Genomic DNA, 21,922 nt, shown 5'->3' with positions numbered 1-21,922 from the left:
AATTTAAAGAATACTTAAGCTATGGATAATTGAAAGCTTATTCAAAGAAGGGCAATGGCTCCACGCACTACGCGTATAGCGCCAAGAAACCCACTTCACACTATACTTTAAAACAGGTAGTGGCTCCGCACATTGCTTTTAAAAAAGACCGCTTTACGGTTTTTGTTCTTTTTTACTTATTGAATTCCATGTCTTACCATCAACAGTATGATGAACGATATCTTTTTCAAATGAAGAAAGTAGAATATCCTCTTCTGTAACTTGTTCGTTTTGTCCAGGATATTGCTCAAATTCATTTGATATCACGTCATTAATAACAGAAGAACTATTCGTTTCTGTTTGAATACTTTCAATTTGTTTCTTACGAGATGATTTATTTGCCATATTCATCACTCCTGTTCACTTAATCTTTATGTAATTATTACCGTGATTATTTTTATCTGAACACCAGCAAACTATACGTAGTTCAACCAAAGGAGGTTATTTTCCATGCGTAAAAGACATTCTCAAAAAAATGCAGCGTCCACTAATAATATGACACCGACTGAAAGCCTTCCTGATGTAGAGGAGCAATATCGTCGTAGTAACCACAACCGTCCGAAAACAGGACCAGGATCGAAAGGGTAACTATGAGTAAGGACGAGGAAACTAAAAACTACGAAGAAATCCTTCTTCAAGAGAAGGACGATTGCAGTCTACAAAACGTATCATTTGCACCAGGAGAAAACAAATATTTAAACGAATACAGTCAGGTAGATAAAAAAGATAATTTGGAGGGATAGATATGCCACATCATAAAAGACGTGGAAAACCAGTCGAATTAGCATTAGGAGAAAATGAGGTAAGTAAGGAATTTGCAGAAGAACTTGCTGACGGCGGAGAACGTAATGTTGCGATTGAAAAACAGCAAGGGAAAAGCAGGAAGAAAGAGAGTAAGTAAAATACCACATAATAATATTATGTAAACTAAAAGATATCTCGATTAAACTAAAATTCGAGATATCTTTTTTGATTTAATAATTAGAAAATTCAGTTTATAGTTGTTAATTTAATCCACAACTGGTATTATTCATGTAAGCGTTTTCAATAAATTTTATACGTCATAAGGAGGGCTATCCTTGGGGTAACAATAGAAGAGCTTATATTTGTAGGTGGTGCTGTCTTAATCTTTGCTATAGTAGAAGTGGTAAAGAGAAAGAATTCTCGTCCAAAACTCAAAGTAGTCGTCGATAATACAAAAACGAAGCAGAGGAAACAGAATCTAGAAAAACATGAAAATGGATAGAAACTGAATCCCCTCTCTTAAACTTCAGTTGTTTTTATTTTTTGATAGGAACTCACTCTATTTGTATCCAAACAGATAGTATTAGTTCATTTGTGAAATGGAGGTATCATGTTTTGAGAGATAAATATATGGCAATCGCTTTAGTTGTCCTTGGTGGACTTTGTTTTATAACTGGTTATAATGAATACTCTTTAGCAGAGGAGCCAAATACTGCATATAACCCAATTATGGCATATGGGGGTATGATCCTAGGCGGGATTATGTCTGTTGTTGGTGTAAGTATGTTTACACAAAGTAAATAACCTCACTCCATGTCTTCAATAAACTGGGGATCGTCTAATAAAGAACCAAGATACGAATTGCAACCATTTATACAGTTTAGCCATACTACTGTACCTGGTACAAGGCCAAAGGAGGCACATTGCTTTTTGCAGTAAATCGATTTATCAGAAACAGTATGAAACGAAGGTAGTTCCACTTTATAAGGATCGAATGTATTTACCTTAAATTGTGCTGGAAAGAATACAGGCTGTCTTTGTACCCAGGGAAAAGGATATCTAAAATAGTAAAACATCTTACATACCTCCTTATTCCTATAGAATATGAAGAATATACTTGTTCGTTTCGCCTATATTCATTTGGTGAGGAAACTATTTTATTCGAATACATACACACCGGGCTATATACATAGGACGGTTTTTTCCCTTTTTCAATAATAGTGGTTTTCTTAATGAAAGAAAATACTTGAACTAAGTTATAGTAATCAAGTAAGCTATTAGAATATACTAACTATTCAAGAAAGGCTCACACATTTATGAAGAAGTATAAAGTTTGGACTTTATTAATTTTATGTAATTTGTTTTGGGCAGGTAATTATGTTTTTGGTTCATATGTCGTGACAGAAATGTCACCAGTATGGATTACGTTTTCTAGATGGGTATTAGCCTTATTTATTTTGTTTCCGATTGCTTACCTATTAGAGAAACCCAAATTGCAAGCAATTAAGAAGTCATGGCATCTCCTTCTTATAATGGGAATTCTAGGGACAATCGGGTATAATTTAATCCTTTATTCGGCACTTAGCTTTACGTCTGCTACAAATGCAGCGTTAGTAAGTGCATTAAATCCAGGGGTTATTGTCTTATTTTCCGTATTCCTTCTCAGAGAGAAATTAACAAGAGTTCAAGGGATTGGCTTCTTAACATCTTTAGCTGGGGCATTACTCATTTTAACTGAAGGTAAAATATGGAATGTCTTTCACGCAAGCTACAATACTGGTGATCTTCTGATGATTGGAGCTGTAATCATTTGGACGCTTTATTCTATAATTGGAAGACGAGTCAAAATCCCACCCATTACAGCAACAGCTGTATCTACATTGTTTGGTATGATCCTTTTAGCGCCATTTGCTCTTACACAGCCTATTGACCTATCATCGCTTAGCAGCCTTGCTTTTACAGGAATTTTGTATATGGTCATCTTTTCATCAGTTGGTTCCTTTATTTTCTGGAATATTTCAGTCCGAGAGATTGGAGCAAGCCAAGCTGGTATCTTCCTTAATTTAATTCCTGTCTTCACAGCAGTTATTAGCTTAGCTCTAGGAGATAGAATTACGTTAGAACAAATCCTTGGTGGAATACTCGTTTTTATCGGGGTTTACTTAACAACCGGTATGCTTGAGCAGAGAATGAAACAGAATAAAGAGACAAAAAGTGTTGCATAAATTTTAACGATAAAAAGGATGGACCCTATTTGGAGGAAACTGAAAAGTTTACAGATTTGTGAAATTAAATGATTGATGTTTTGCAATAGGTTGGAATACAAGTCTTCAATAGAGGGTGCAATGGTTCGGTTCGCTACGCGCCTTTAAGTTAATGCGCGTAGCCGTTGCCACTTCTCGAATCGTCTAGATTGGACTTTTTCAGTTGCTTCCTCCTTTCAATCCTTTTAAAATATGTAGCCACTCTGCATTGCTTCGAGGCTGGAACAAAAGGTCAAGCGGACCTTTTGTTCCAGCCTCTTCATTTGAATTTTTATGCAGTTTTCCAGAATTATTTGTTAATTATCTTCAATAGTAGTCTAATGGATCGTCTCCTTGTTTGAGGAAATTAGAGAAATTTCAAGTAATTTTTTTCGGTTTTTAATTTAAGTGGAATTGCATCGTTATTAAGAATAGAAAATGAAAATTTAGGGGAGGATTAGCTTAGAATACTAATATAGTAAAGAGGTGTACTCATGAAGAATTTACGCTTGCTATTTATCGTTATTATTGTTCTCATATCAGCTGTAATAGGAGCCTGTAATGGACAAGATGACACAACAGATGGTGCTGACGATAAAGGGCAAATAGTTATAGGAAGAAACAATTGGGCAGAGAATATTGCTGTTTCTCATATGTGGGAGATTTTATTAGAGGAACAAGGATATGATGTTGAGATACGGGCAATGGATAAGGCGCCTGTTTGGCTTGGTGTATCAAGAGGAGAACTAGACATTGCTCCTGAAGTATGGTTACCAAATACAGACCACTCATATATGGAACGCTATGGGGACAATGTAGAAATGCATGATATATGGTATGAGAAAACGGGGCTTGGATTAGTAGTTCCTAGTTATATGGATATAGACAGTATTGATGAACTAAATGAAATAAAAGAAGATTTAAAAGGCAGAATTGTTGGAATTGACCCTGGGGCTAGTTTAACTGAAATGACTAAAAACGCTGTCAATGAATATGGACTAGACTTAGATTTGATTACTAGTTCTGACCCCGCAATGATGGCTGAATTATCGACTCATTACAATAGGGAGGATCCCATTGTAGTTACTTTATGGAGTCCCCATTGGGCTTTTTCTGAATATGACTTGAAGTATTTAGAAGACCCGAAAAATGTATACGGAGAACCAGACGATATTTATTATATGACAAGAACAGGCTTTACTGAGGACTATCCAGAAGTAGTTCAGTGGATGAACAACTGGTTTATGGATGACGCATCTCTTGGTAACTTAATGGCGGTTATTAAAGATACAGGAGATGGAGAAGAAGGAGCAAGACTGTGGCTAGAAGAAAATCGAGAACTTGTTAATGCCTGGATACAGTAGGATTTTAAATATTAATGGTAAAAAGTAAGTACATTGTTGTGGAGATTAGAACATAAATATATAAAAAATATAATATGCAAAGACGACTTATATTCTATTTTAATGGAATATAAGTCGTCTTATTTTTAACTCTAATTCCATCCTTTTTTAATGAGATTAAGTAATATTAGGAAGCACAATGTTAGTCCATGGGAGATAAATAATAATAAATCCCAAGAAAGCATAATGCTTTCTTGATTATATCCACCCAAGTAAAAGCAGTAAGTAAATTACTGTCGTTAATAGACCTGCTAGTAGGAGTGCAAAGCTATAATTTTGCTTAATCAGTGCTGTTGGCGATTGGTTCATAAGACGTGATGCCATCAGGACCTGACCTGAGAATGGTGACATTTGTGTTGCAGTAGTCCAAGCAACTAGAAGAATTAATGCCATATATTCAGGACTAACTCCAAACTTCACTGGAGACAGAGCACTTCCGATTCCAATAACGATAATAACCGGATGAATCCCTATTTGGGCTAGCAATATTGATAAAACGACAATAAAAATACTTAATAAATAAATAGAGCCAAACGACGCTTGAAATAGAATACTTGAAATAATTGAACCAATTTCTGTTTGTGATAGAGCCATTCCAAAAAATCCCGCACTAATAAAAACAGCCAATTCGTTTTTTAGTCTTATAAATGAATGTTGAACTTGGTCTGCTACATCATGTATATACGACCTTATTACCTTTGTTATCATTGCCCAAATAAAAGGGAGGACAAGTGCTAGCAAGGATACAACAGTTAGCATATTTACTGCTAAGAAATAGTCTAATAGGAACGACAAACAAATGAGAACAACACTAAATGTAAAAAAGGGTAACAGTGATTGTTGCTTTGTAGAGCTCTCTTTTTGTTTAACATTCTCAACAATTGGGTCATCAGAAAAGGATATTCTTCTAAATAAAAGCCACGATACTACTAAATAGATAGCCCCAAGGAAAAAGCCATATCGACCTATATCAAACCACGACAAATCAAACAGTACAAGAATCAGTCCAACATTAACAAAATATGGAGACCAAAGCATACAAAATCCAAAGGCTCTCATGATGTTTAAGGTTAGTTGTTTATCACGATAGGCTGTAAAGCTCTCCTCTGATATTCGTTTAACTATTGCCATTGAACCGTAATTTAACAAAACACCAATTGATGCGGTTAAAAAATAACTTAGACGGTATGGGTGTTGACTACCTCTTTGTTCTCTTTCTTGCACCTTATCCTTTAATGCTGAAAGATAGCCTGCAGTTGACATAAATGTACCAATTAACGGAATGAGCAAGAATAAAGACAGTAGATTCGTATTTTCTCCAAAACCAGTCATTCCAACACTTATCGGTATCCCCTCAATGTACAAGCATATGCTCCCGACAATGAGTAAGGTTGAAACAATGAATCGGTTAACATTTGAAATAAAAATAAAGGCACATGCCAGCAAGATAGCTCCAAACGTACTATATATAATTACAATTAAATTGCTAGGATAGAAATGTTCCACTAAATATAAAATCGTTGTTACATAGCAGAGTGCACCTAATAGGCGTATGAATGGATGAGGTTCCTTTGTTATCATCCTTTATTACTCCTTTGTCTTTCAAGTTGTTGTCTAATACTTTACTATTCTACCACAGTACAACCATGGTGTTTGAGTTACAACTATCAGTGAATTAAATTTAATGATTAACTTCGGGGGCTTTTGTCAAAAATAGGAGAAGCACGTGGGAAAAGTGAGGAATACAACTTGGATACAAACTTTTATTATCTTTCGATTGAACTTATTGTTGGCTTTTTCGGTTTACTAATCGTAACAAAGCTATTAGGGAAAACAAAAATAACACAACTAACTCCCTTTGATTTTGTTTCAGGACTTGTACTAGGAGAGCTAATTGGTAATGCCATTTATACAAAAGAAATTGGGATTCACTATGTTCTATACGCCATTACGTTATGGGGCGCTTTTATTTATTTCATGGAAAAGCTAACACAAAAGTATAAAGAGACAAGAGGGATTCTAGAAGGGAATCCAGCTATTATTATCAGAAATGGAAAAATTGACAGAGAACAATTAAAGAAAAATAAGCTCGACATTAATCAGCTACAGCATTTACTGCGTGATAAAGATGTCTTTTCGATTAGGGAAGTGGAGTACGCCATATTAGAAGCAAATGGAACAGTCAATGTACTAAGAAAAACAGGTTATGAAAACCCAACAAGAAGTGACCTACAAATCCCTCCACAGCAAGTGAATCTTCCAATTACAATGATAATTGACGGGGAAGTATTATGGGACAATGTAAAGCAAGCTGGATTTAATGAAGATTGGTTAATAAGTGAGCTTAGCTTCTATGGCGTATTTAAGCCAGATCAAGTACTATTTGCGGAATGGCTAAAAGGAGAAAGACTATTTGTAAATACATACATCGAGCCTAAATTACAGCAGCGCTAATAGCGTTTGCTGTTTTTCATGGCTTAGCGAAATTAAAGAATACTTAAGCTATGGATAAGTGAAAGCTTATTCAAAGATGACCGCTTAGCGGTTTTTGTTCTTTATTTTACAAAAACTTTGTTAGATGAGCATGTTCAAAAAGTAGTGGCAAAATAAATAAGTGTTATCAGCATGGGAAAAGCAGGAACTATGTTATTATTAAAGTGTGTATTCAAAAAAGTAGTTTTTGGAGCAAATTCTTATATGAAAATACTTCATCCACTCTAAAGGGAGAGAGTTATGCATAAACTTCTCATATTTATTTCTATTTTTATAGGGATCGCCTTCATCCTTTTCAGTCAAAATGAATGGTTAACTCTTATTAAAAGTGGTGATTGGGTTACTTTAAAGAAGCTGATGGGGGATGAATGGAAACGAGTATTATTAATTACATTGACATTAATGGTTTTACAAAATGCAATTTCATTTATTCCATTTCTCGTTTTAACTATGTTTAATATCTGGTTATTTGGTTTTGTATATGGCTATATGTGGAGTGTTGTTGGTAGTGTCATAGGTTCATTGATTGTCTTTTTCATTGCTAGGTATGGTCTCCAATCATGGGCACAAAAATATGATCATTTAGAGTTCAAACAGAAAATAGAGGATAGTGGTTTTGTCGTAGTCTTCTTAAGTCGTATGTTTCCTGTTATGCCATCAAGTGTGATTAATATTGTCGCAGGTATTAGCAATATTAAACCAAAGGATTATATTTTAGGGACCTTACTTGGAAATACTATATTCATATTTGCTTTATCGCTGTTTTCAGTTGGAGTTATTTCACTCAATCATCAATACGCAATCTATTTGGTTCTCCTTATTTTAGTCATTGGTATTATTAGCATTCAATTGAAGCGTAATACTGGAGTGAAGAGTATAGTGAAAGAAGAAGAAACATTAAAATCATAAGATTCTATAAACTGAGAAACATTTATTATCCAAAAAGGAAAAAGCACTATAGAAATAGGCTGATTATACTAGTAATCAGCTTTTTTTTGATAAATTTCCCTTTCGCTCAGCCCATTTTCCTCCTTTACGTAAATTCATTACACATTTCAACACGAAATTACATAGAAGTTATGCTAATTGAACCTGTTTTCCAACTTACACATACTGTTAAGATTGTCTAGCAAATGACATAACAGAGTAGGTGGAAATAATGTTCTCAAAGTTACAATTAGGAATAGACTTAGGTACAGCAAATATCCTTGTATATAGTAAAGGTAAAGGTATTATTTTAAATGAACCATCCGTTGTAGCCTTAAATAAAGACACGAATAAAGTGTTAGCTGTTGGAATTGATGCTAAAAGAATGATCGGGAAAACGCCTGGAAACATATACGCAGTGTATCCATTACGAGACGGGGTTATTGCTGATTTTGATATTACAACGATGATGCTTAAACATGTGATAAAAAAAGCAACAAAAAAATTAGGTGCAACAATTAGTAAGCCACATGTGATGATTTGTGCACCTTCTAAAGCAACATCTGTGGAGCGACGGTCAATTTTAGATGCAGTACGAAACAGTGGAGCCAAGCATGTAGAAATTATCGAGGAACCTGTTGCTGCAGCGATTGGGGCAGGAATGCCAGTCGATGAACCAATAGCTAATGTAGTAGTAGACATCGGTGGGGGAACGACAGAGGTTGCGATTATTTCCTTTGGTGGAATTGTATCTTGTCAATCAATTAAAATAGGTGGGAATAAGTTTGACGAAGATATTATTCAATTTACTCGAAAAAAATATAATATCTTAATAGGAAATAGAACTGCTGAGGAAATTAAAATAGAAATCGGTCATGCACCAAGTACGCATGAAGAACGCACTTTTGAAGTCCGTGGAAGAGATCTCGTATCTGGTCTACCAAAAACGTTAACGTTATCTTCTTTTGAAATCCAAGAATGTATGATAGAATCACTTTCTCATATTCTTGAAGCAATTAAAGTTACACTAGAAGAATGTCCGCCTGAATTAAGTGGTGATATTGTTGACCAAGGAGTTATTTTGTCAGGAGGCGGCGCTCTTTTAACTGGGATTCAAGATTGGCTTAGTAATGAAATCGACGTACCTATACACATAGCACCTGAACCGTTAGAGTCGGTTGCCATCGGAACAGGGAAGTCTCTAGAAATGCTTTCTAAATTACACAAGCAGATTGTCTAATAGAGGACTATCTTATAAAACCATTACATGCAAAATAACTGAGTGAGGATATTCCTTACTCAGTTATTTGTATGGAAGATAAATGCTAAAAGTAGTTAAGCTTTTACTTGATTCACAAGTAAGTATCCCTTTATGTCTTTCAATTATTTTTTTACAAACATATAATCCAATACCGGTTCCTAATTCTTTGGTAGTATAAAATGGCTCGAAAATCGTATTCATTTTTTCATTTGGAATTTGGGGACCATTATTTGAAATTATTATATTTACCCCATCTTTTTCACCAATACACGTAATACCAATTTCGCGAGGCTTTTCTTTTTCACTTAAGGCATCAATTGCATTGAAGAGCATATTTAAGAAAACCTGTTTCAGCTCATCTTTACAACCTATGAGATTGATATCAGAAACACAAACGAGGTTCATTTGAACATCATTATCTACTATACTCGGGTATAGAAATTCAATGATGTCCTCTAATAATTCCTTTAGAGAGAAAGCATCGATATCTCCTTCTGTTACAACATTTAATTTAGAAGTATGTAAAAACTGAGAAATCCGAAACTTTAATTGATCAAGTTCTAGCGAAATAATATCTAGATATTTCATTTTGGGAAATTCTGTTTGTAACAGTTGAATAAATCCTATAACTGAGGTAAGAGGATTTCTAAATTCGTGAACAAAACTAGAGGACATTTGTCCTAATATTGCTAATCTATCTTTATGATTCTCGTTGATATATAGATTCTTCTCTTCAATTTGTTTGTTCTTTAGTTCTGTGTACCTTGTAACTGCATGATAGGAAAAGTCATCAAACTGTTCGTTGACTATTCTTACAATATACTCCAAATTTATTTTAGACAAATCTGATTGAATTGTACTACTAATAAGAATCGTCCTTGCTGCATTTACATTATAAACAAAGTCACCAATATTAATATTTGCTTCTACTCTTTCCTTGGCTACCTTATAAGCTAGATTTTGAACAGTATCCTCAGGTAGGTCAGTATCAATTATCTTGCTCTTAATGAGTCTAAACATTTGAATTCCATTTTCCCTAACCTTATCTTTATGAATATCATGTTCATTAATTCTAACTTTTTCCATCCATATCTCAACAAAACCCAACTCATTTTTTTCAAGAAATTCTATTAATTCAGCTTTTTCAATTACATTCATAGTAGGAAACCTCACGTTCGTTACCATTTATTGTGTAAATAAATTCTATCCTAATTTTCTAAATCCTGCAAATATTCAAAGGTAAACTTTTTTTTATTTGATATTCTTTAAACTCAGCTTTCACAAGAACCTGTTATAATTCTAGTAAACACATTTTAATAGGATAGAAGGAGTGAGCAGGATGGCTGCACCTATACTAACAATCATAACAGGCATTTGGTTTATAATTATGGTAACAAATATCTTATATGCTGCATTGAGATTCACCAAAGAGGAAATAGCTTTTTTACAAAAAACAAAGGGCCTAAGTGGAATATAAGAGGATTAGATTCAAACTAAATTATAAGTGAATGAAACATAGTCTCTATTACATAAGGGGACTATGTTTTTTCATTCTATAGATTTGCAGAATTTCTATTTTATTGGTAATGTTATAACGATTGGAGGTGTTTTAACGTGCAAAAAAGAAAAACAGATAAACTTCTAAAAGGAATCATAGGTACAAGTTTTGCGATTGCTAGTTTAACAGCATGTTCTACTAGTACACAACATATGCCCCCAGAACAAACCTATACAGGAGGGCAAGCTTCACCTTCAAATACACCACCATCACCAGATGAAGCTGATTGTGATACGTGGAAATGGGATGAAGAAGGAGAAGTCTATCAATGTGTCCAAGAAGGCTCAGAAAACTACGGAAATTATTATTCGGGAGGAAGCTGGTTTCCAACTATCGCAGCTTTCATGGCTGGTAGAGCACTTGGAAGTAGTTCAAACAATAACAATGCGATTCGTAACCAATCTCCTAGCCAACAACAAGCTAGTCCAAATACAAATTCAAATACAAACCAACAAGTAAATCAGTCAAATACAAATAGAAGTACGAATACGAACCAAGTATCGAATTCTCGCTCAGGTATGGGGAGTGGTGGTAGTTTTGGTGGATAATTTTAAACGACAACGAGACAAATTCTATCAAGCGATACCATCCTTTTGGGATCGTTTATATGGAACAGAATATGCTGTCTACGATTGCCTCGAAATGAACCAAAATAAAGTCGAGGAAATTAGACTTGCAACACAAAAAGCATATGAAATTTATAAAAAGGTGAATCAATTAATTAGAAACGCACCTGATGAAACGTTACTTGATTTAGGCTTTCCTCAAAAATCAATTCCCTTTTTACGCTTGACAACGATTCCTTATGAAACTGTCATTGGACGTTTTGACTTTGCTATGACTGATGATGGATTAAAAATAATTGAATTTAACTCAGACACACCAACATTTATTCGAGAACTATTTGATGTTAATGGTTTAGTCTCTCATAAATTTTCTCTAGAGGACCCTAATCAAGGGGAGGAAGAAAACCTAGGAAAGGCCATTCGAAATAGTGTCTTCCATTGTGCAAATTCTATTGGCATACACACGCACCCTTATGTTGTTTTTACTGCTCACGAAGAAGATATCGAGGACCGCGAAACGATGAACTATTTGAAGCAAGTTTCAAAAATAAAGGGAGCAGCATTCATCCCTTTAGGCAAACTTCAAATTGTTACAGAAGGGGAGAACAGTGGTGTATATGATACCAATGATAAACGAATTGATATCGTCTACCGTCATACGTATCCAATGGAAGCCTTATTAGAGGACACAACTGATGATAAATTTCCAATTGGTATTGAATTTATGAAGCTAGTCCAACAAAATAAGGTCGGGATGCTAAACCCTGTTTCAGCATTTTTAATGCAAAGTAAAGCTGTTATGGCTTTAATCTGGGGAATGCATGAGATGAACCATCCTTACTTTACAAATAATGATCATGAAGTAATTGCAAAGTATTTTCTCCCAACCTACCTTGACGAGGAACCTTTTAGTGATACTAAAACGATGTATGTATCGAAACCAGCATTCGGTAGAGAAGGGGACACTGTGGAAATCAAGCAACAAGGACGTGCTCTTTTTTCTAGAAAAGAAAAAACATACGACAATTACTTAAAAGTGTACCAACAGTATACAGAACTACCAATGAAAGAAATAAAAACAGAAAAAGGCCCACAACCAACTCACCTATTAATTGGAAGTTTTATTGTTAATGAAAAACCTAGTGCCTTTGGTTTTCGTGCAGGGGCAAAAATTACAGACAATCTATCTTATTTCTTACCTTGTGGAGTGAAAGGAGCAAATTAATGGAATTACTTTATTATTTACAAACATTTGACCAATTTTTGATCTATCTACTAGCATCATTGGTGTTATTCACAATTGGTACGTATATTTTTAAGTTAATCACACCATACTCAGAACGAGCATTAATAAAAGAAGGGAATATTGCCGTATCCCTTAAGCTTTTAGGAAAAATGGCAGGCCTTGTCGTTGTACTACAATCGGCTATTCGAAGCTCAATAAACTTAGTAGATTTAGCGATTTGGGCATTAATTGCTATTATTATTCAAATAGTTCTTCATCTAATTATCGAATATGTATTCACTCGTAATACAAGCTTAGCCAAAGAAGTAGAAAAAGGAAACGTAGCTGTCGGACTTTTTCTAGGCGGGGTTTCCGTTTTAGTCGGTATGATTGTAGCAGCGACGATAAGCTACTAAGTGAGTTATGAGTTATGAGTTATGAGTTATGAGTTATGAATTGCAAATTGCGAATTAGAAAAGAATAATCTAATTTGCCATTTCCCAAAAAAGGAGTGTTGTTTATGCTACCTTATAAATCTTTAACGACTCCGTTTGATGCTGATACATATTTAAAAAATTGGGAAGCAGTTGAACGAAAGGTTGCTGAAAAAGGCTTTACGTGGGCTACCCTCTATGAGAATTATGAAGATAATCAATATATGAGTGATTCATTAGTAGTCGTACCTAAAGGAATGCATCGCGAAATTGAAAATGCAACAAGGGCAGCTCATGATATTTTCACAAAAACATATGAACAACTAATCAAAAATCCATCGGTTATTCATCAATTGGGCTTACCATTGATGCTGTGGGATATGTTATTAGTACCTAATAATAAGCAATTTTCTTACTTTGCTAGATATGATTTTATCGCCTCTGCAAATGGGTTAAAAGTTATAGAGGCAAATACTGATACTCCTGTTGGACTTGTTGAATCAGCTATTGCTCAACAAGTGTTATGTAAGGAGCATAACGCTGACGACCCAAACTCTATCATACACCAGAGAATTCGAGACACTTGGAATCAAATCATAAGAGACTATAACATCCGAAGTGCGGACACATTATATTTCACATGCGCCGATTGGCATGATGAAGATAAACAGACAGTCCAGTATCTAATGAAATTATACCCTCAGCAATGTGAGTACATTCCACTTGAAGAAATAATCGTGGACAAAGAAGGTGTGACTACACCTAATGGAAAATCAATTGAATTTTTATATCGGCTTTATCCATTAGAATATTTTCTTGAGGAAAAAAGCGGAACTGGAGAACCGATTGGGGAACAATTACTGAGTCACATCTGGAATAACAAGATTAATGTGATTAATCCACCTTCCGCATTACTAATGCAGTCAAAAGCAATTCTCGCTCTTATTACTGAGAAGAAGGATGAGTGGTATACAAGAATGGAGCAAGAAGCAATTGATAAATACTTCTTACCGACCTATACTTCACCATCCGCTCTAGAATCATATGTTAAGAAGCCGGTTTTAGGTCGTGAAGGTGGAGGAATACAAATTGTTTCAAATGGAAGGGTTCTTGATGAAGATACTGAATATTATCAGTCACAGCAAGCAGTCTACCAGCAATATTTTCCTATGCCTGACCAAACAATTGATACATGGGACGGGCCATATACAGGAAAGTTGTTAATCGGCTCTCATGTCATGAACGGACAACCAAGTGGCTTGTTCTGTCGGGTAGGAGAATTGATTACAGGTAATCTATCAATGTTTGTCCCATATACAACACAATCATAAGTTCTGAGGCTGACGCAACTGCTTGTGTCAGCCTCTTTATTTAACACGAGACTAAAGTCGCTTATTAATTAGAGAAGAAGGGATAGCCATGTATTTTTTTCGAAAGCTTAGTTTGAGTCTTATAAAAATGAAGAATTTGACTTTATTTCTTACGACGTTAATTTTTATTATTGTATGTACTTTAGTAATGTATATCCTTGAACCAGAAAACTTCGGTACTCTTTTTAACTCTTTTTACTATGTACTTACAACCTATTCAACAGTAGGGTATGGAGATTTTTATCCTGAAACGACAGCCGGAAAAGTATTTGCTATTTTCATGTACTTATTTGGAATTGGTTTACTTGGGGTTGTTATCGGAAAAATCATTGACTCGTTTACAATTTTTAGAAGAATGAGGGAGGAAGGAAAATTGAGCTATACACATGGAAACCATGTAATTATTATTGGATGGAGTAATAAAACAGAATTCGCTCTAAAAGAAATTCTTGATTCAGATAAAGAAGTAGATATTGTGATTGTCGATACTCTAGAGAAGTCACCAGTCGATTTATCTGAAAATAGAGTTCATTTTATTAACGGAGAGCCGACAGAGGAAACTAGCTTTGAAAAGGCTAATATATCAAATGCAAAAGCCGTAATTATTTTTGCGGACGATTCAATTAAGGAGCATGCATTAAAAGATGCTAAATCATTACTAGTCGCTATAACTGTTGACCGATTAGCACCTGACGTTCATACAACAGTAGAAGTTATGACTGAAAAACATATTTCGAACTTCTCGCATATCGATGTGAATGAATTTATTTTATCCCAAGAAACGATTTCTAGTTTAGCTGTACGTTCTGCCTTATACAAAGGAGTAAGTAAGGTATATTCTCAATTAATAAGCAGACAGCATGGGGAAGATTTATATAAAATTTCAAAAAAGGAAAAATGGATTACGTATAACGATGCATTTCAGGATTTGCTATCACAAGGTGCAACTTTAATAGCAGACCGAGATTTACTAGATATTAACAGACGTCTTGCAGAAAAAATTCCAGACGAGGCAGTTCTTTACATTATTTGTAATAGAGAGACATATCAAAGCTTACAATAATTAATCTTGTACACATAATTGAAAGATTTACAAGCTGGTTAAGGTGTAAATTTCGTGTATAATATTAGTCGATATCTATTTCATCAAAGGGTATCGAGAGGAGTACTAGATGAATATTTTTCTAACAGGAGGTACAGGCTTTTTAGGTACCCAGTTAATTCAACAGCTTTTAGATTCTAATCACCATGTATATGTTTTGGCACGCTCATTAAAAAAGAGTCGTGAACTTTTAGATAAAATCCCTGTACATCTGCATTCGAAAATTGAAATTATTGAAGGTAATCTATCAAGTAATACTTTAGGAATGTCAGTAGAAGATCATGCACGATTACACGGAAAAATTGATGTTTTTTACCATATCGCGGCTCTACTATCATTTGATTTCAAAAAAAGTGAAGAGCTATATCAAAGTAATCAAATTGGTACAAAGCATACGTTAGAATTCGCTAAATCAATTGGAGTAAAATCCTATTACTATATTAGTACTGCTTATACACTCGGAAAGAAAGACCGTGCAGATGAGATCTTACACCCGATAGACCAAGAGTTTAATAATTCCTATGAAGAAACAAAATGTAAGGCAGAATACCTAGTAATGTCTTATAGTGAAAGTATGAAGGTTGCTATCTTTAGACCGTCCATCATCGTTGGACATTCGGTTACCGGAAGAACAGACTCTATGTTTGGTCTATATGGTTTTCTTAAGGGTATTGAAGTTTTTAAAAAGAAAATGGCTAAGGTTGAAAGTAATCGAAATAAAACATTTACGATTATCGGGAATCCATATGGCACTCAAAATCTAGTTCCTGTAGATTATGTTTGCAAAGTATTAATGGCTGGATTAGAACATGCAACGAATCAAACGATTTATCATATCACAAACCCACATCCACCAATTAATCATGAAGGGTTTCAGGTAATAAAGAGCGTATTGGATTTACCGAATATAGAGTTTGACCTGATTGATAGTGGCAAACTTTCTAAAGAAGAAGTACTGCTTAATAGCTTTATTTCGAATTTCTCAATCTATATTAATCGAAATATTGATTTTACTATAACGAATACTACCATGTTACTCGATACCGTAAATGAAAAGGTACTAGATATGAATGAAGAAATGTTTAAAACGATTATATCCGGATATAAGAATGAGAGAACGGCAGTATTACAATAATTTATTACAGGAGTAGCCGATGATTTACTATAAGACTTTTGAAAGGTCTCCTAAACATGAATGGGTCATAATGATTCATGGCTTAGGTGGAAGTTCAACCATTTGGTTTAAACAAATAAAAGAATTAAGAAAGCACTTCAATATACTTTTAGTTGAATTACGTGGACATGGTAAATCAACAGGTGAAAAAACGGAAGAAAATCACTATAATTTTACAATGACTAGTAACGATGTTGTTGAAGTGTTAGACCATCTCAACATCAAACACGCTCATTTTATAGGTATCTCTCTAGGAAGCATAATTATTAGGAATATCGCTAAACACTCTCCTAAAAGAGTCAAATCTATGATTCTTGGCGGGTTAATTTTAGGATTTAACTTCCGATCAAAGTTTCTTATATTCCTTGGAAACCTTGTAAAAAAAGTAATCCCTTATATGTGGTTATATAATCTTTTTGCCTGGATTATGATGCCTAACAAAAATCATAAAGAATCTCGTGAATTATTTGGAAAAGAAGCAAAAAAAATGAATCAACGAGAATTTATTAAATGGTTTAGAATCACAGGTGATGTTGATTCAAATCATAAAGCAATTAAAGATCCTAAACTGACTATCCCAACATTGTGCATCATGGGTGAAGAGGATTATATGTTCCTACCATTAGTTCAAAAAGAGGTTAACAAATCTTTTCAAGGGGAAATCATCGTATTTGAAAATACTGGACATGTTTGTAATATCGAAGAGCCTGATAAATTTAATGAGGTATCACTCAATTTTATCTACAAACACAGTAATCATAAAATAAAAGAGTTCGACTTAAAAAAGTCTATCTAGACTTTTCCATTGAACAAATTTTCTAATAATGAGATACTAGTATAGTGAAATCCTCAATTTACACTTAAGATCCTAAGTGTTTATTGAGGATTTTATTTTACATAAAAAGCTGTAGAAAGTGGGATTTTATGAAAAAACGCTTACATAATTTTACCTCATGGTTGAAACAACAAGATTATTCATTTGCATTTATTCAATCGAAATATAATGTTTTTTATTTATCTGGTTTCCAATCTGAACCTCATGAAAGACTGTTAGGCTTAGGGATTTTTCCAGACAAAGAGCCTTTTCTAATCTGTCCTAACATGGAAGTACCAGCCGCTCGTCAATCAGGTTGGGATGGAGAGGTAATAGGCTATAGCGACTCTGATGATGTATGGGGACTTGTAAAGAATGCTATTGAAAAACGTATTGATTCTGTACATTCTATTGCAATCGAGAAGAATGTTATTTCATATGCTCGTTGCGAGAATTTACTAGGTTTATTCCCTAATGCCAAGCTAGTCTCTGCTGACGAAACTCTTCAAACTCTTCGAATGGTGAAAGACGAGAAAGAAATCTCGACCTTAAAAGAAGCAGCTAAGCTAGCTGATTACGGTGTAGAAGTTGGTATTAGTGAAATCAGTGAAGGTAAGACTGAAACGGAAATCATCGCAAGAATCGAATATGAATTGAAGAAAAAAGGTATTCAACAAATGTCTTTTTCAACGATGGTTTTAACAGGAGAAAAATCTGCAGAGCCGCACGGTAATCCGGGACTTCGAACAATCCAAAAAGGCGACTTTGTTCTATTTGATTTAGGAGTCGTGTTAGATGGCTATTGTTCTGATATTACTCGAACAGTTGTATACAAGGAAGTATCTGAAAAGCAGAAGGAAATTTATGAAACTGTATTAAGGGCTCAGGAGCTATCGTTATCGCTTAGCAAACCAGGAACTCGAATAGGAGAACTAGACAAAGTTGCTAGAGACTACATAACCAATGCTGGATTTGGTGATTATTTCCCACATCGCATTGGTCATGGTTTAGGTATTGAAGTTCATGAATTCCCTTCTATGAGTGAAAATAACCAAGATAGTTTACAAAAAGGTATGGTTTATACGATTGAACCAGGAATTTATGTACCAGAAATAGGTGGAGTCCGTATAGAAGATGATGTTCTCATTGGTGAGAATGGACCTGAATGCTTAACCTCTTATCCTAAATCTCTACAGATAATAAAATAAAAACCAATTAAAGAACAATACGTTGTCAACCTGACCGTATTGTTCTTTTTTGTGACAAAAATATAGTATGAGTAAAACTTGTTAAAAGGCTAATGAAGAATTATGTCGATTCTTCATACGATAATATAGTAAACTGAATATACTTGGGGAATAAAAATATAAGATAAAAAAAGAAAACTCATATGCAGTGAGAAGGAGCTATGATAAGGGGAGAAGGACATGCGTTTACTAACGTTAGATAGATGTCAAGCTGGGATTAAACTAGGAAAGTCGATTTATAGTGATAATGGAACTGTATTATTATCGAAAGGAACTGAACTAACGGATCCTTTACTTAAGAAATTACATAAATATAAAATATTCACCATCTATGTTGAAGATGATGCTTCAGATGGAATTGATATTATTGATTCTTTGCCATTGGAGCTTCGAAATGAGGCTGTAAACCAAGTAACAGAGGGACTAAATACAATAGCAGGTTTAAATTCACCAACAATTGAGGGAATGATGAAAGCGGGACGAACAGTGCGAAGCTTTCAAAAAATATTTAAAGATATAGTTTCCTGCCTATCAGAGAATCCAACAGCTCTCAATCTATTAGCAACAACCAAAATACAGGAGCATTATGTCTACCAGCATAGTGTAAACGTTGCCATTTATTCATGCCAACTAGCAATCGCAAATGGATTACCTCTTAAAAACATTGAAGAAATAGGTTTAGGAGCTATGCTTCATGATCTTGGTAAGCTCTATATTTCAGCAGATATACTAAATAAACCAGATAAATTAACTAAGGACGAGTTTGAACAAATAAAAACCCATTCTGAATTGGGCTTTGGCGTATTGAGAAAAATACACGAAATTCCACTCACTGTTTCCCACTGTGCGCTTCAGCATCATGAAAGGGTGGATGGGACGGGGTATCCAAGAAATTTAAAGGAAAAAGAAATACATAGTTATGCAAAAATACTAAGTGTTGCTGATGTGTTTGATGCATTAACGAGCTACAGAGTGTATCGACCTGCGATGCTTCCTCATAAGGCAATTGAGCTCTTATATGCAGGAGCTGGCTCACAGTTTGATAATAAACAAGTTCATTTATTTAAAGACTGTGTTGCTATTTATCCTCAAGGTCTAACGGTTACATTAAATGATGGTCGCCAAGGAATAGTATCAAAATATAATTTTGGAGTTGTTGGTAGACCTGTCGTACGAATTATTAAAGAAGAAAAAAGAGATGTTACACCATATGAGCTAGACTTATCAGCTGCTAATAATTTACGGTTTGAGATTACAGAAGCAGATGCGTTACTATAAGAGAGGCTTGGACAAAAGGTCTGTTTTTGACCTTTTGTCTAGGCCTCGAAGCAATGAGCGTACGGAGTCGTTGCACCCTCTATTGAAGCTTGTGTCCCAACCCCTTAAGACCACCAAGGAGAAGTTCTAGTGGTCTTTTTTGTGTTTTTAGCCTTAATAAAACGCAACAAAACATCATTGAATCTAACAAAACCAAACAAAACTAAACAAAACCAACATAGAATTGTTGAATTTTTACAAATAATGAGTTATTTTAAAGTTAGTATTACTAGGAGGTTGATTTTTTGAACGCTTTAACCTATACACCAGATGAAGTAGCACAACTTTTTAAAATATCAAAACATACCGTCTACGAACTCATTAAGCGAGGTGAGTTAAACGCATTTAAAGTCGGAAACAAAATGAGAATTGAAGCAGATGAGGTTACGCGTTACAAGAAAAGCACACAAGCAAACCAAACTACAAACAACCAATCTATCGAAAGTCCTCCGATTCGTCTAATGGGGAGTCACGACTTCCTCATTGAACAACTTACAAGATTTGTAGATCAACATGAAAACTCGCTTCAAATTCAACCAAGTTATATAGGGAGCTTTGAAGGGTTAATGATGCTTTACCGAGGATTAGCTGATGTATGTGCACTTCATATGTTCGACCCGAACTCTAAAGAGTATAATGTCCCATTTATCAAACAGTTCTTTGTTCTTGAAAAAATGACAGTCGTCCGTTTAGCATCAAGAGAACAGGGCTTTATCGTAGCAAAAGGCAACCCAAAAGGAATCACTAACTTCAAAGACTTAACAAAAAAAGAAATAACTTATGTTAATAGACAAAGAGGCTCTGGCACAAGACTCCTAGTTGATTCGTTTCTTTATGAGCAAGGTATAGACCCAAAACGAATTAGCGGGTATGAAAGAGAGGAATGGACACATCTTTCAACAGCAACTTATATTGCTAACGGAAAAGCAGATGTAGCTTTTGGAATCCGTCCGGCTGCGGAGCAACTTGGGTTAGACTTTATATCAATAGTTGAAGAAGATTTTGATATCGTCTTTCGCTGGACAAAGGAAAATGAGACTGCGCTAACAACTTTGTTAGAGCTAGTTTGTTCAAAGGAATTTTCAGATAGTATTTCGGTGTTACCTGGGTATCACACGAGCAAATTAGGAGACATCATATTTGATACGAGAGGAAGATAACTAGTGAAACGAAGAATATCAATTTTAGTAATACTAGTATTAGTTACTTTATTAGCCGCATGCCAAAGTGGTGAGGAGGCAAGTCAATCACCAGAGTCGGAATTAATCCTAGCAACGACAACAAGTACACAGGATAGTGGTTTACTAGATGTGTTAGTTCCTCTATTTGAAGAACAGTATAATCTTCGAGTAAAAACTATTGCAGTAGGTACAGGACAAGCCTTAGCAATGGGTGAGCAAGGTGAGGCAGACGCCCTTCTAACACATGCCCCTGATGCTGAAGTGAAGTTACTTGAAACAGAGGACGTCTTAAATCGTAAACGTGTGATGTACAACGACTTTGTTATTGTTGGACCGAAAAGTGACCCAGCATCTATCAACAGTGAAGATATAAGCAGTGCATACGAAAAAATTCACGAAACAAAAGCAACGTTTGTCTCACGTGGAGATGACTCTGGTACGCACAAAATGGAGTTATCGCTTTGGTCTGATACTAGTCTAGATCCTCAGAATGAAGATTGGTACATGGAGACTGGACAAGGAATGGGGAACACATTACGTGTAGCAGCTGAAAGAGATGGTTATGTGTTAACAGACCGAGCTACATATCTCGCTCATGCGAAAAATTTTGATCATATGGTTATTCATGTAGAAGGTGATGAGAGCCTTTTAAATATTTATCATGTCATGCAAGTAAACGATTCTAAGCATGAACTTGTCAATGGTAGAGCAGGAGCTTTATTCGTTGAATTTATGGTTAGTGATGTAGCGCAAGATATTATTCGTCAATTTGGAATAGAAGAATACGGGCAGCCACTATTTTTTAACTATACAGAATAAAACTT

The 21,922-nt window shown here is 34.9% G+C and carries 24 protein-coding genes; 20 read left to right on the top strand and 4 right to left on the bottom strand.

Going from position 1 to position 21,922, the window contains the following annotated elements:
• Positions 1-153: 153 nt before the first annotated feature.
• On the bottom strand, positions 154-384 hold the full coding sequence (locus tag CD003_RS07820) for a hypothetical protein (protein ID WP_096200593.1): 231 nt from the start codon (positions 382-384) through the stop codon (positions 154-156).
• A gap of 105 nt (positions 385-489) precedes the next feature.
• Here CD003_RS07820 and CD003_RS21825 point away from each other — a divergent pair, with 105 nt between their 5' ends.
• From CD003_RS21825 to CD003_RS07810, 4 genes are all read left to right on the top strand, one after another.
• A complete protein-coding gene (locus CD003_RS21825) occupies positions 490-627 on the top strand; it encodes a hypothetical protein (RefSeq protein ID WP_096200592.1) in 138 nt (45 codons plus the stop codon).
• 2 nt (positions 628-629) lie between these two features.
• Positions 630-782, top strand: coding sequence for a hypothetical protein (locus CD003_RS21820; protein ID WP_179295482.1), 153 nt, complete (start codon positions 630-632; stop codon positions 780-782).
• A gap of 2 nt (positions 783-784) precedes the next feature.
• Positions 785-940, top strand: a complete 156-nt coding sequence (locus CD003_RS21815) for a hypothetical protein (protein WP_179295481.1) — start codon at positions 785-787, stop codon at positions 938-940.
• Between the two features lie 458 nt (positions 941-1,398).
• Positions 1,399-1,587: a hypothetical protein gene (locus CD003_RS07810; protein WP_096200591.1), complete on the top strand. Its 189-nt coding sequence runs from the start codon at positions 1,399-1,401 to the stop codon at positions 1,585-1,587.
• A 2-nt stretch (positions 1,588-1,589) separates the two neighbouring features.
• Here CD003_RS07810 and CD003_RS07805 read toward each other — a convergent pair whose 3' ends face one another.
• Entirely contained in the window at positions 1,590-1,859 is a 270-nt protein-coding gene (locus tag CD003_RS07805) for a hypothetical protein (RefSeq protein ID WP_096200590.1), read from the bottom strand.
• Positions 1,860-2,099: 240 nt separating this feature from the next.
• On the opposite strand from CD003_RS07805, the gene CD003_RS07800 reads away from it, so the two are divergent.
• Together CD003_RS07800 and CD003_RS07795 are read left to right on the top strand one after the other, a co-directional pair.
• A complete protein-coding gene (locus tag CD003_RS07800) occupies positions 2,100-3,008 on the top strand; it encodes a DMT family transporter (protein ID WP_096200589.1) in 909 nt (302 codons plus the stop codon).
• Between the two features lie 512 nt (positions 3,009-3,520).
• Positions 3,521-4,390, top strand: coding sequence for a glycine betaine ABC transporter substrate-binding protein (locus CD003_RS07795; protein ID WP_096200588.1), 870 nt, complete (start codon positions 3,521-3,523; stop codon positions 4,388-4,390).
• Positions 4,391-4,627: 237 nt separating this feature from the next.
• On the opposite strand, the gene CD003_RS07790 is transcribed toward CD003_RS07795, so the two are convergent.
• Positions 4,628-6,010, bottom strand: coding sequence for a hypothetical protein (locus CD003_RS07790; protein ID WP_096200587.1), 1,383 nt, complete (start codon positions 6,008-6,010; stop codon positions 4,628-4,630).
• A 168-nt stretch (positions 6,011-6,178) separates the two neighbouring features.
• Between CD003_RS07790 and CD003_RS07785 the strand changes: the two genes are divergently transcribed.
• The 3 genes from CD003_RS07785 to mreBH all read left to right on the top strand — a co-directional run bounded on the left by CD003_RS07785 (position 6,179) and on the right by mreBH (position 9,089).
• The gene (locus tag CD003_RS07785) at positions 6,179-6,883 is read left to right on the top strand and encodes a DUF421 domain-containing protein (protein ID WP_096202286.1); all 705 of its coding nucleotides are present in this window, start codon (positions 6,179-6,181) and stop codon (positions 6,881-6,883) included.
• A gap of 279 nt (positions 6,884-7,162) precedes the next feature.
• Positions 7,163-7,831 carry a TVP38/TMEM64 family protein gene (locus tag CD003_RS07780; protein WP_096200586.1) on the top strand — a complete coding sequence of 223 codons (669 nt, stop codon included), beginning with the start codon at positions 7,163-7,165 and terminating at the stop codon, positions 7,829-7,831.
• Positions 7,832-8,081: 250 nt separating this feature from the next.
• Entirely contained in the window at positions 8,082-9,089 is a 1,008-nt protein-coding gene (gene mreBH, locus CD003_RS07775; protein WP_096200585.1) for a rod-share determining protein MreBH, read from the top strand.
• A 63-nt stretch (positions 9,090-9,152) separates the two neighbouring features.
• On the opposite strand, the gene CD003_RS07770 is transcribed toward mreBH, so the two are convergent.
• On the bottom strand, positions 9,153-10,268 hold the full coding sequence (locus tag CD003_RS07770; protein ID WP_096200584.1) for a histidine kinase N-terminal domain-containing protein: 1,116 nt from the start codon (positions 10,266-10,268) through the stop codon (positions 9,153-9,155).
• Between the two features lie 456 nt (positions 10,269-10,724).
• On the opposite strand from CD003_RS07770, the gene CD003_RS07765 reads away from it, so the two are divergent.
• From CD003_RS07765 to CD003_RS07715, 11 genes are all read left to right on the top strand, one after another.
• Complete coding sequence (locus CD003_RS07765; RefSeq protein ID WP_096200583.1) at positions 10,725-11,216, top strand: hypothetical protein; 492 nt, start codon at positions 10,725-10,727, stop codon at positions 11,214-11,216.
• Entirely contained in the window at positions 11,209-12,459 is a 1,251-nt protein-coding gene (locus CD003_RS07760) for a glutathionylspermidine synthase family protein (RefSeq protein WP_179295480.1), read from the top strand. Before CD003_RS07765 ends, CD003_RS07760 begins: the two co-directional genes overlap by 8 nt.
• On the top strand, positions 12,459-12,875 hold the full coding sequence (locus tag CD003_RS07755; protein WP_096200581.1) for a DUF350 domain-containing protein: 417 nt from the start codon (positions 12,459-12,461) through the stop codon (positions 12,873-12,875). Before CD003_RS07760 ends, CD003_RS07755 begins: the two co-directional genes overlap by 1 nt.
• Before the next feature lie 104 nt (positions 12,876-12,979).
• On the top strand, positions 12,980-14,224 hold the full coding sequence (locus CD003_RS07750; RefSeq protein WP_096200580.1) for a glutathionylspermidine synthase family protein: 1,245 nt from the start codon (positions 12,980-12,982) through the stop codon (positions 14,222-14,224).
• Between the two features lie 127 nt (positions 14,225-14,351).
• A complete protein-coding gene (locus CD003_RS07745) occupies positions 14,352-15,326 on the top strand; it encodes a potassium channel family protein (protein WP_257008269.1) in 975 nt (324 codons plus the stop codon).
• Positions 15,327-15,435: 109 nt separating this feature from the next.
• The gene (locus tag CD003_RS07740; RefSeq protein ID WP_096200578.1) at positions 15,436-16,500 is read left to right on the top strand and encodes an SDR family oxidoreductase; all 1,065 of its coding nucleotides are present in this window, start codon (positions 15,436-15,438) and stop codon (positions 16,498-16,500) included.
• Between the two features lie 19 nt (positions 16,501-16,519).
• Positions 16,520-17,335 carry an alpha/beta fold hydrolase gene (locus CD003_RS07735; RefSeq protein ID WP_096200577.1) on the top strand — a complete coding sequence of 272 codons (816 nt, stop codon included), beginning with the start codon at positions 16,520-16,522 and terminating at the stop codon, positions 17,333-17,335.
• Between the two features lie 128 nt (positions 17,336-17,463).
• A complete protein-coding gene (locus CD003_RS07730) occupies positions 17,464-18,561 on the top strand; it encodes a M24 family metallopeptidase (RefSeq protein ID WP_096200576.1) in 1,098 nt (365 codons plus the stop codon).
• 219 nt (positions 18,562-18,780) lie between these two features.
• The gene (locus tag CD003_RS07725; RefSeq protein WP_096200575.1) at positions 18,781-19,878 is read left to right on the top strand and encodes an HD-GYP domain-containing protein; all 1,098 of its coding nucleotides are present in this window, start codon (positions 18,781-18,783) and stop codon (positions 19,876-19,878) included.
• 284 nt (positions 19,879-20,162) lie between these two features.
• Positions 20,163-21,077, top strand: a complete 915-nt coding sequence (locus CD003_RS07720) for a substrate-binding domain-containing protein (RefSeq protein WP_096200574.1) — start codon at positions 20,163-20,165, stop codon at positions 21,075-21,077.
• 3 nt (positions 21,078-21,080) lie between these two features.
• Entirely contained in the window at positions 21,081-21,917 is an 837-nt protein-coding gene (locus tag CD003_RS07715; RefSeq protein ID WP_096200573.1) for a substrate-binding domain-containing protein, read from the top strand.
• The last annotated feature ends 5 nt before the right edge of the window (positions 21,918-21,922 follow it).

The organism is Bacillus sp. FJAT-45350, assembly GCF_002335805.1.
Taxonomy (GTDB): domain Bacteria; phylum Bacillota; class Bacilli; order Bacillales; family NISU01; genus FJAT-45350.
This window is presented reverse-complemented; position numbering and strand designations above follow the sequence as displayed.